Annotated in this window: 9 protein-coding genes; 6 read left to right on the forward strand and 3 right to left on the reverse strand. The window is 57.4% G+C overall.

Annotated elements, in window-relative coordinates:
• Window positions 1-1356 (forward strand): amino acid permease (locus B3C64_RS00505; RefSeq protein WP_291532985.1); only part of this gene is annotated, 1356 nt, incomplete at its 5' end.
• 189 nt (window positions 1357-1545) lie between these two features.
• Window positions 1546-2769 (forward strand): ATP-binding protein, encoded by a 1224-nt coding sequence (locus tag B3C64_RS00510; RefSeq protein WP_291532987.1) that lies wholly within the window; start codon window positions 1546-1548, stop codon window positions 2767-2769.
• A 123-nt stretch (window positions 2770-2892) separates the two neighbouring features.
• Here B3C64_RS00510 and B3C64_RS00515 read toward each other — a convergent pair whose 3' ends face one another.
• The 3 genes from B3C64_RS00515 to thiS all read right to left on the reverse strand — a co-directional run bounded on the left by B3C64_RS00515 (window position 2893) and on the right by thiS (window position 5002).
• Window positions 2893-3807 carry a thiazole synthase gene (locus B3C64_RS00515; RefSeq protein WP_291532989.1) on the reverse strand — a complete coding sequence of 305 codons (915 nt, stop codon included), beginning with the start codon at window positions 3805-3807 and terminating at the stop codon, window positions 2893-2895.
• Window positions 3808-4038: 231 nt separating this feature from the next.
• Window positions 4039-4752 (reverse strand): sulfur carrier protein ThiS adenylyltransferase ThiF, encoded by a 714-nt coding sequence (thiF, locus tag B3C64_RS00520; protein WP_291532990.1) that lies wholly within the window; start codon window positions 4750-4752, stop codon window positions 4039-4041.
• Window positions 4753-4807: 55 nt separating this feature from the next.
• A complete protein-coding gene (gene thiS / locus B3C64_RS00525; protein ID WP_291532991.1) occupies window positions 4808-5002 on the reverse strand; it encodes a sulfur carrier protein ThiS in 195 nt (64 codons plus the stop codon).
• Between the two features lie 565 nt (window positions 5003-5567).
• Here thiS and B3C64_RS00530 point away from each other — a divergent pair.
• The 4 genes from B3C64_RS00530 (at window position 5568) to B3C64_RS00545 (ending at window position 9174) form a co-directional block, all read left to right on the forward strand.
• On the forward strand, window positions 5568-5900 hold the full coding sequence (locus B3C64_RS00530) for a helix-turn-helix domain-containing protein (RefSeq protein WP_291532992.1): 333 nt from the start codon (window positions 5568-5570) through the stop codon (window positions 5898-5900).
• Between the two features lie 5 nt (window positions 5901-5905).
• A complete protein-coding gene (locus B3C64_RS00535) occupies window positions 5906-7138 on the forward strand; it encodes a type II toxin-antitoxin system HipA family toxin (protein ID WP_291532993.1) in 1233 nt (410 codons plus the stop codon).
• Between the two features lie 81 nt (window positions 7139-7219).
• Window positions 7220-8314 (forward strand): aldo/keto reductase, encoded by a 1095-nt coding sequence (locus tag B3C64_RS00540; protein WP_291532994.1) that lies wholly within the window; start codon window positions 7220-7222, stop codon window positions 8312-8314.
• 362 nt (window positions 8315-8676) lie between these two features.
• Window positions 8677-9174 carry a MarR family winged helix-turn-helix transcriptional regulator gene (locus tag B3C64_RS00545; protein WP_291532995.1) on the forward strand — a complete coding sequence of 166 codons (498 nt, stop codon included), beginning with the start codon at window positions 8677-8679 and terminating at the stop codon, window positions 9172-9174.
• Window positions 9175-9250: the final 76 nt, after the last annotated feature.

Below are 9250 nucleotides of genomic sequence, written 5' to 3' on the forward strand. Positions count from 1 at the left end.
TCCGGCAAATCGATCGCGCTGACCGGTCCGAGCATCATCTTCGTATACATCGGCGTCGGCCTCATCATGTTCCTGCTGATGCGCGCCATCGGCGAGATGATGTACAGCGACCCGAGCCAGCACACGTTCATCAACTTCATCACGCGCTATCTGGGCCGTGGATGGGGCAAATTCGCCGGTTGGACGTATTGGATCGTGCTGATTCTGACGGGCATGACCGAAATCACCGCCGTCAGCACGTATTTCGTCACGTTCTTCAACATGTTCGGCATCGACCTGAGCGGATGGAAATGGCTGATCGAACTGTGCTTCCTCGTCGCGCTCACCTGCGTCAACCTCATCGCGGTGAAGGTGTTCGGCGAGGCGGAGTTCTGGTTCTCCATGATCAAAATCACCTTGATCGTCGGCCTGATCGTCACCGCCATCGTGATGCTGTGCATCGGATTCACCTACCCGTCGACGCATATCGAAGGCGTGGACGGCACGGTGTCCGGCGCCACGGTGAGTCTGAGCAACATCACTGACGGCTTCCAGCTCGCGCCGAACGGATGGATGAAGTTCTTCCTGAGCTTCCAGATGGTGTTCTTCGCCTACCAGCTCATCGAATTCGTTGGCGTGACCGTGTCGGAGACGCAGAATCCGCGCAAGGTGCTGCCGAAGGCCGTCAACGAGCTGATCATGCGCATTCTGATCTTCTACGTGGGCGCGCTGGTGGCGATCATGGCGATCGTGCCGTGGCGCAACTTCCACCAGAACGCTGACGGTTCGTTCGGCTCGCCGTTCATCATGGTGTTCAAGTACGCCGGATTGAACTGGGCCGCCGCGCTCGTCTTCTTCGTGGTGATCACCGCTGCGGCGTCCTCGCTGAACTCGCTGATTTATTCGGCCGGCCGCCATCTGTACCAGCTCGCGCAGGATTCCGATTCCCCGGCGATGTCGCGACTGGCCGAGGTGTCGGACCGCAAGGTGCCGGCGAAGGCGATCGTGCTGTCCGGCTGCATGATTCTGTTCTCGCCGTTGGTCAACGCGATTCCCGGCGTCTCCAGCGCGTTCGTGCTGTTCGCGTCGGCCGCCAGCGCCGTGGTGATCTTCATCTACGTGCTGACGATGCTCGCGCACCGTCGCTATCGCCAAAGCCCCGACTTCCTCGCCGACGGCTTCGTCATGCCGGCTTGGCAGGTGCTCGATTGGGTGGCGATCGTGTTCTACGTGGCGGTGTACGTGACGCTGTTCCTGTCGTCCGACACGCTTGGCTCCGCGGTCGCGGGACTGCTGTGGCTGGTGCTGTTCGGCGGCTACTGCCTGCTGCACGAGCGCTTCCAGAACCGTGATCTGAAGGCCGCGCTGCGCAAGTAGCGCGCGAACAGTTCCACGCGGATCAGCCGATGTGATCCGCCTCGTTCGTCGGGCTGGACGGCTGCGTAGAGATAACAGTAAGTTAACGCACTAATTTTTTGCATCTATGAAAATATTAGTGCGTTAACTGCCGTTTATCTACTCTTTTATCACATTTCCTTTGCTACCTTGAACAAAGGAGGTGGTGATATGAAGGTATATCCTCGCGAGCAGTATTTAAGGAAGATAAGACCGTTCTATGACGATGACCTTATCAAAGTCGTTACCGGCGTGCGTCGTTGTGGAAAATCCTGTCTCATGGCATCCATTGTCGAAGAGCTGAGGAAACGAGGCGTTGCGGATAAGGACGTCATCTATTTGGATTTGGACAAACGCGGCAATCGATCCATTAAAACGCCTGATCAACTCGAAGCGGCGATTGAATCTCGTCTCATTGACGATGACTTCAAATATCTTTTCATTGATGAGGTGCAGAATGTCAAGGGATTTGAAGAGGTCGTAAACGCCTTCAATACGGATGGCGGTTTTTCCATTTTCATCACGGGATCGAACTCCTATTTGCTGTCCGGCGAACTTGCCACGAAATTGACGGGACGTTACGTCGAGTTCGAGATGTTCACGCTTTCTTTCTCCGAATATCTTGATATGAAGGCGTTTCTCGGAAAAGAGATTCGTGATGCGCGTATTGAATTTGATGACTATCTCCGCTACGGAGGATTCCCGCGTTCCCTTGAATATGATGATTCCGAAGCGAAAGCCCGGTATATTGAAGACGTTGTAAATCAAATCCTTGAAAAGGACATCAAGACAAGAAGAAAGATTCGCAATGTCGCTACTTTCGAACGTGTCATGACCTATGTCATCAATAATTTCGGCGCACCCACAAGTCTGACGAATCTTGTTCATTATTTCAATGACGTGGAGAGAATTCCTGTTCAGCGTAGAACGATCGCCACATATATCGAATCGCTTGTCGAGGCGAAGATTTTATATCGATGTTCGCGGTTCGATCTTAAATCCAGGAAATCGCTTCGCGGAGAAGAGAAATACTATTTGGCCGATCCTGGAATTTATTTCGCAAGGAATGTTGACGTCCGCTTGAATTATGGGCCTTCGCTCGAAAACGCCCTTTATCTCTACCTGCGCTCACGGGGATACAGGCTTTCCGTCGGGCGAATCGGCAAACTCGAATGTGATTTCATCGCTCGCAAACGGAATGAATATGCTTATATTCAGGTTTCAATGAGCATTGCGGACCGCAATGTTGAGGAACGTGAGTATCGTCCATTCGGCTATATCCGAGACGGTTATCCGAGATATTTGTTCACCTTGGATCCACTCCTCCAAGAACGTGAAGGAGTGCATCATCGGAACATGATCCATTTCATGGAGACGAATGGGGAGCTCTTATAAACGAGGGTTTTTATTCACTGTATTGGGCTGGATAATTGATTGCGCAGCCGTGAAAACCATGTGGATCGGTGCCGAATGACATGGATATGGGTTGACCGGCGTGAATCGGCCAACCCATATGAATCAGCCGATGTAATCCGCCTCGTTCGTCGGGCTGGACGGCACGGCATGGTCCTCCGTGACCTTGCCGAGTCCCGACAGGTAGGCTTCGCGTCCGGCCGCGATCGCGTTCTTGAACGCGCGGGCCATCAACGGGATATTGCCGGCGGAGGCGATCGCCGTGTATGCCATCACCGCGTCCGCGCCCATCTCCATCGCCTCGGCCGCCTGGCTCGGCCGTCCGATGCCGGCGTCGATGATCACCGGAACGTTGGAGTTCTTGATGATCACCTCGATGAAATCGCGTGCGCGCAGACCCTTGTTCGAGCCGATCATCGCGCCAAGCGGCATCACGCATGCCGCGCCGGCGTCCTCGAGGCGCTTCGCCGCGATCGGGTCGGGGAACATGTACGGCATGACCACGAAACCTTCCTTCGCCAGCATCTTCGTGGCCTTGATGGTCTCTTCGTTGTCGGGCAGCAGATACTTCGCCTCATGCTCGATCTCCACCTTCACGAAATCCGTCTGGCACACCTCGCGCGCCAGACGCGCGATGCGCACCGCCTCTTCGGCATTGCGCGCGCCGGACGTGTTCGGCAGCATCGTGATGCCCTTCGGAATGTAGTCGAGCAGGTTGTTCTCGGTGGTGCGGCAGCGGCGCAGCGCCATGGTGACGATCTGCGTGCCCGCGTTCTCGATGGTGGCCTTGATGAGGTTCAGGTCGTAGCGGCCGGACCCCAAAATGAACCTGCTGGTGAACTTGTGACCGCCGAGGATCAACGGATCCGCGTCGCCCGTGGCGATCTCGTCATAGGCGTGCGCGTCCGGCTCGGGCAGGATGGCGGTGTTCGTCGTGGTGCCGACCAGCTCGTCGAGCGTGGCGTTCGGCGCGGCCGCGAAATCCTTCTCCGCGGTGGTGATGGTGTTTTCGGTGCTCATCTTTGGGTCCTTTCGTTGATGTTCTGCTCAATCCGTCGTTGATTCTGCTCAATCCGTTCCGTGCGTTGCGATTGGCATGGCGCGATTGCCGCGTCACGATCGGCATGTTGCGATCGCCGCACAGTGGAGCAACGTAGTATTTTCATCCGCTGTAGTATTGGCGTCCGCGGAAGCGGTGGAGTATCGTAGTAACCCCACCGCTTCCGCCTGATATTGCCTGTATGATCCGCGTCACGCGTCCTCTTCGCCGAGGATCAGACGCGTGATCATATTCGCCTCGTGGCAGGCGACGACACCCACGCGCGGCGCCATCAGGCCGGCGCCCGGCACCGGCGCGGTCTCGCCGTCGCCGCTGAAGTAGAAGTTCTTCGAGACGCGGCGCGTGCTCACCAGGTTGGAACTGCGGAATCCCGCCATGCCCGAAGCGCTCACGAGCTTCTTGTCCGGCAGGTTCTCCAGCACCGCGTTGACGAGCATCGTCTTGTTCTCCGGCACGTCGAACGCCTCGCAGATGATGTCCTCGTTCTTGAACAGCGTCGGCACGTTCTCGTCGGTCACCTTCACCGTGTCGATGGTGATTTCGGTGAACGGATTGATCTGGCGCAGGTTGCTGCGCAGCGCCTCGGTCTTGTACTGGCCGAGGTCCTTCAGGAAGTACTGCTGGCGGTTCAGGTTGGTCATGTCCACGCGGTCGAAGTCGATCAGGTGCAGGTGGCCGACGCCGATGCGGGTCAGCGCCACCGCGATGGTGGAGCCGAGGCCGCCCAATCCGCAGATCGCCACATGCGCGGCGTCGAGCTTGTCCTGCGTGGCCGCGGTATGACGGTCGAGCAGTGCCGCGCGGATCTCCTCGCGGCTGACCAACGTGGTCGGATCCGGCGGGTTGTCGAATGCCTGTTGGCGGGCGTCGATCTGCTCCTGCGTTGCCGATGGTTCAAAAGTCATGATTGTTCTCGTTTCCGTTCGTTGATTGCTGGGTGTTGTTGTTTGCGTGCGCCGCTCAGCCGCCCTGCACGAACGTGACGATTTCCAGCGTGTCGGTGCCCTTGAGCTGCGTCTGCGCGCGCTTGGCGCGAGGCACGATCTCGCCGTTCAGCTCCACGGCCACGCGGTCGGCGCGCAGTCCGCGCTGCTCCACCAGTTCCGCCACGGTGATCGGTGTGGCGATGTTCTCTTCCTTGCCGTTGATGATCATGCTGATGATCCTTTCTATGCTTGTCGCACGTGTTCCAGGTCCCACGTCTGAGTGTCCGATTCTTCCGGATCGGGCGACTGCAGGGCTTTTCCCGCCCTTTCCGCCGAATCGGTCATGCATGGCATTTGCCCAGGCTTCGAATGTCTGTTCCCGCCTAATCGGACGTCAAACATCTGCCCAAACAGCCCGCATGCCCGTTTCCAGCGAATCAGGCATTCGGAGTGGTACGAAAAAAGGGTCGCGAAGAGAAGCCGTACCCTATGAGGTGGTGCGCCCCTCCGTGACCCTAATCACGCGATATTCGGTTATCGCGAACGGAAATGAGATGCGCCTTGCGGCGCGAACAACCCGTCTCCTTACGGCGGCATTACCCGCATCAAGTCCTCGGTCGGAGTCTTGCGGCTCCCTCTCAGCCTTTCGGCTCCCGTTCGGTTGTGCCTTCATCTTCGCGCACCCGCCCGACAAGCCGTGCGCGCGCATACGGTTCCGTATAGTGCTGATATGCGTCGTAGAAACACGATAGTTATTGTTATTCTGACTTTTATAAGTGATAATTATCATAATAATGACAATAAAAGTTTTACAGGAAACATTGGATGTGGGTATGAGGTACGTTCCGACAGCAGTAAGGCATTCGCTTCGCGTTCTGGGAAGGCATGCCTCGATTCAGCGAAAACTGTTGAATCTTACGCTTGCCGATGTGTCGCAAAGGGCGGGCGTGAGCATCAATACGGTACGCAACGTCGAAAGCGGCAAAGCCGTGAGGACTGATTCCCTGTTCGCGATTTTGAACATCCTGCAGCTTCTGGGACCGGCCGTGGACGCCACCGATCCATATCAGACTCCGCTGGGCATGGCCTGCGCCATTGATCAGCTTCCGCAACGGGTGAGGAGGTAAAGACCATGACCGTGAGGCAAAAGATCGGCGTTCATACCACTGTCGATGGGAAATCAGTTCCTGCGGGTGTGGTGTTTGCAAGCAAGGGGAGTCTGACGTTTCGTTATGATTCGGAGTATTTGGAAAATCGTGCCGCGTACGACATAGCCCCGGCACTGCCTCGTATGGCGGGCTCGATGTTTCATTTCAATGGTTTGGGTCCTTTTTCGGATTCCGCTCCAGACAGGTGGGGGCGTCGTCTGCTCAACCGTGCTTTGAAACGAACTCGTGTATCCGAAATCGAGTATCTGCTGGGCGTGGATGATCTGACGCGTCAGGGAGCTTTGAGATATGTGATTGATGGTGTCGCCCAGGCGGACGGTAGCAATGTTCCCGTGCTCACCGACCTTCCGGGTCTTTTGGATACCGCGGATGCGGTCAGTGAGGATCGTGATGTTTCCGACGTGGCGTTGCGCCGATTGTACAAAGCGACCGGCTCTCTGGGCGGTGCCCGTCCCAAAGCCTGTGTATACGATCGCGGATGCTTATGGATGGCGAAATTCCCGAAGCCCAACGGAGATGATTGGGATGTTATCGGCTGGGAGGGCGTGACCCTTGATTTGGCCAGATTGGCTGGAATCGATGTTCCCTGTTTTCGGGTATTGGATGTTCAAAATAGCGGTGGGGCACACAGGTCGGTTCTGCTGACTCAGCGATTCGACCGTTTTCCTTCTTCGGAAGGTCCTCAGAGCATGGCGCGCATTCCGTATATGTCGGCTATGACGGCACTGGATTTGCATGATGGGGATGGCGGCGACTGGCTTGATTTGGCTGAGTACGCGCGTTCAGTTGGCTGTGATCTTGAGGAACTATGGCATCGTGCCGTATTCGGCGCGGTGATCGGCAACTGCGATGACCATCTGCGGAACCACGGTTTTCTGCGAGACGGGAACGGTTGGACGCTCTCTCCTGCCTTTGACATCAATCCGGAACCGTATGATCCGAATATGGAGGATGCCCATCAAATGGCCTTGTTCGGTGATACTGACGTTACGGTCGATGCGTTGATGCGGACGGAGACGTTGGAACTTTTCGCAGTACCTCGGGAGAGGGCGATTCGGTGGTGTCGCAAACTTCGGTCGATTCTGAACGGCATTGGAACATTGGGCGGTGCAAGGCGGTTGGACACGCGTTCTTTGGGAATCATGCGCTCTCGTTTTGAAGAAGCGATCAATGAACTGGATGCAGTGACGAAATAGGCCGGCATGCGCTGAAGGCATCGGGTGCCGAACAATGTGCGAGAATGGGTGGCGGATATCGACGATGCGGAGGGAACGGTTATGACGATTGCGCGGAATATGGGCGAATTGGCGGGATTCACGGTTCCGAGGCTCGGCATGGGCACGATGGCGCTCGCCATTGAGGGGCGTCCGGACCGTGATACGGCGATCGAGACGATCCATGCCGGACTCGATGCGGGCGTGCGCTATCTGGACACCGCGTGGTCGTACTACCTGCCGAGCCGTCCGGGCACCGGTGAACCCGAGGACCTGGGATACGGTGAGAAACTGGTTCGTGACGCGCTGCGTACGTGGGACGGTCCGTGCGACGAGGTGCTGGTCGCCACGAAAACCGGCTACCGACGCACGATGGAGGTTCCCGTTGCCCAAGCGTCGGATTCCGCGGAGCCAGTCATGCGCAAGGATGATGAAACGTGCCGATCATCCGATTTGTCCGATTTGTCCGATTTGTCTGCGTCGGCCGCGCCGCAGACGGACGTGAAGTTCCCTGAGACGCAGTCGGCAATGGAACGTCAACATTTGCAGGCCGCCGGCAGCCGATATGGGTGGATGGCCGATTCGCGCCCGGAAACGATGATTCGCGACGCCAAGGAATCGGCCCTGCATCTTGGCGTGGATGCGCTCGACCTGCTGTATTCGCACGGCCCCGATCCGGCGGTGCCTTATGAGGACCAGGTCGGTGCGCTCAGGCAGCTGCTTGACGAAGGCGTGATTCGATATGCGGGCATTTCGCGCGTGGACAACGCGCAGATCGACATCGCGCGCGGAATGCTCGGCGACCGCTTGGTGGCCGTGCAGAACCAGTTCTCGCCCTCGCATCCCGATCCGGAGCGTACGTTGGAGCATTGCGCGGAGCTTGGCTTGGCGTTCGTCTGCTGGAGTCCGCTCGGCGGATTCCTCGACGCGTTCGACCGGCATGCCTACGATGCGTTCCGCGAAGTCGCGGCCGCCCGTGGCTGCTCCTATCAGCGCGTGGTGTTGGCATGGGAACTCGCGCAATACGGTGGCCTGTTCACCATCCCCAGCGCTCGTAATCCGCATGAGGTCAGCGATTCCTTCGCCGCCACCGGTCTTGCGCTTACGCAAAGCGAGCTTGCCGCATTGAATCGTTCCGTATTCGGTGACCGGAACTGAATGATATGGCGATTGGCGCTGGGGCCGGCCGTGCTGATTCTGCACAAGGTGCGAAGCGTCTGCCTTGTGCGTTAGTCCTCGAAGTGTTCGTTATGCTCGATGCGCTTGGCATGCTCGCAGAACGTCCGTGATGTTCGTGGGATGTTTGGAGACTTGCGGGATGCATGAAAATTCCAGCTGGAATTCGGGATCATCCATTGCCTATCGTGGGAATCGTCAGGTCGGTATCCGTTAGCTTGGCGTCTGAATCGATAATTCTCATCGATAAATTGTTTATACTGTAAGCTATTATTTATATTGGAAGCGTAAGCACGGTTGTGTCGTGTGATTTGCGCGCGGATTGACAGAAAGAGCGTTGCGGCATGGGATTCGAGCAGGAAGCGGCTGACCGGTTGATGCGGGTCACTTGGGGCAAGCGTTCCCAAATGCAGAAAGAGATTTCGCGCGGCGCCAAAGGCGAACCGTTCGTCGTCCAGGAGCTGTACGTCAAGGGCGCGATGATGCCATCGCAGATCGCGCAGGCCATGCAGGCCACCACCGGACGCGTTTCCGTGCTGCTCTCGGCATTGGAGAAAAAAGGGCAGATCGTGCGTGAGCCGGATCCGGAGGACCGTCGCAGCGTGCTGGTGCGTCTCACCGAGGCCGGTGAGGAACGCGCGCGGCGGCAGCGTGAGGATATGCGCGACGCGGTGTGCTGGATCTTCTCGCAGATGGGGGAGCGCAGGACGCGCGAATTCATCGATCTGACCAATGAATTCACCACATACATGACATTGTGCATGCCTGGAAAGCCGCGTCCCACCGCGGAACAGGTGAAACAGGCGTTTGCCGATGCCGCCGAATCTGATTTCGGCGAGTGACGGCGGTCGATTCGCGGTCCGGCATTTCCGTCTTCCCGACTCCCGATCTACCGACGGTGCGGATGCCCTAAGCATC

Origin of the sequence: Bifidobacterium sp. UBA6881, from assembly GCA_002451435.1 — a bacterium.
Taxonomy (GTDB): Bacteria; Actinomycetota; Actinomycetes; order Actinomycetales; family Bifidobacteriaceae; genus Bifidobacterium.

What these genes read in the sequence shown, in the direction of transcription:
- B3C64_RS00515 (WP_291532989.1), bottom strand. Translation starts at nt 3,807, where the DNA reads ATGAGCACCGAAAACACCATCACCACCGCGGAGAAGGATTTCGCGGCC.
- B3C64_RS00540 (WP_291532994.1), top strand. Translation starts at nt 7,220, where the DNA reads ATGACGATTGCGCGGAATATGGGCGAATTGGCGGGATTCACGGTTCCG.
- B3C64_RS00530 (WP_291532992.1), top strand. Translation starts at nt 5,568, where the DNA reads ATGACAATAAAAGTTTTACAGGAAACATTGGATGTGGGTATGAGGTAC.
- B3C64_RS00535 (WP_291532993.1), top strand. Translation starts at nt 5,906, where the DNA reads ATGACCGTGAGGCAAAAGATCGGCGTTCATACCACTGTCGATGGGAAA.
- thiF (WP_291532990.1), bottom strand. Translation starts at nt 4,752, where the DNA reads ATGACTTTTGAACCATCGGCAACGCAGGAGCAGATCGACGCCCGCCAA.
- B3C64_RS00545 (WP_291532995.1), top strand. Translation starts at nt 8,677, where the DNA reads ATGGGATTCGAGCAGGAAGCGGCTGACCGGTTGATGCGGGTCACTTGG.
- B3C64_RS00510 (WP_291532987.1), top strand. Translation starts at nt 1,546, where the DNA reads ATGAAGGTATATCCTCGCGAGCAGTATTTAAGGAAGATAAGACCGTTC.
- thiS (WP_291532991.1), bottom strand. Translation starts at nt 5,002, where the DNA reads ATGATCATCAACGGCAAGGAAGAGAACATCGCCACACCGATCACCGTG.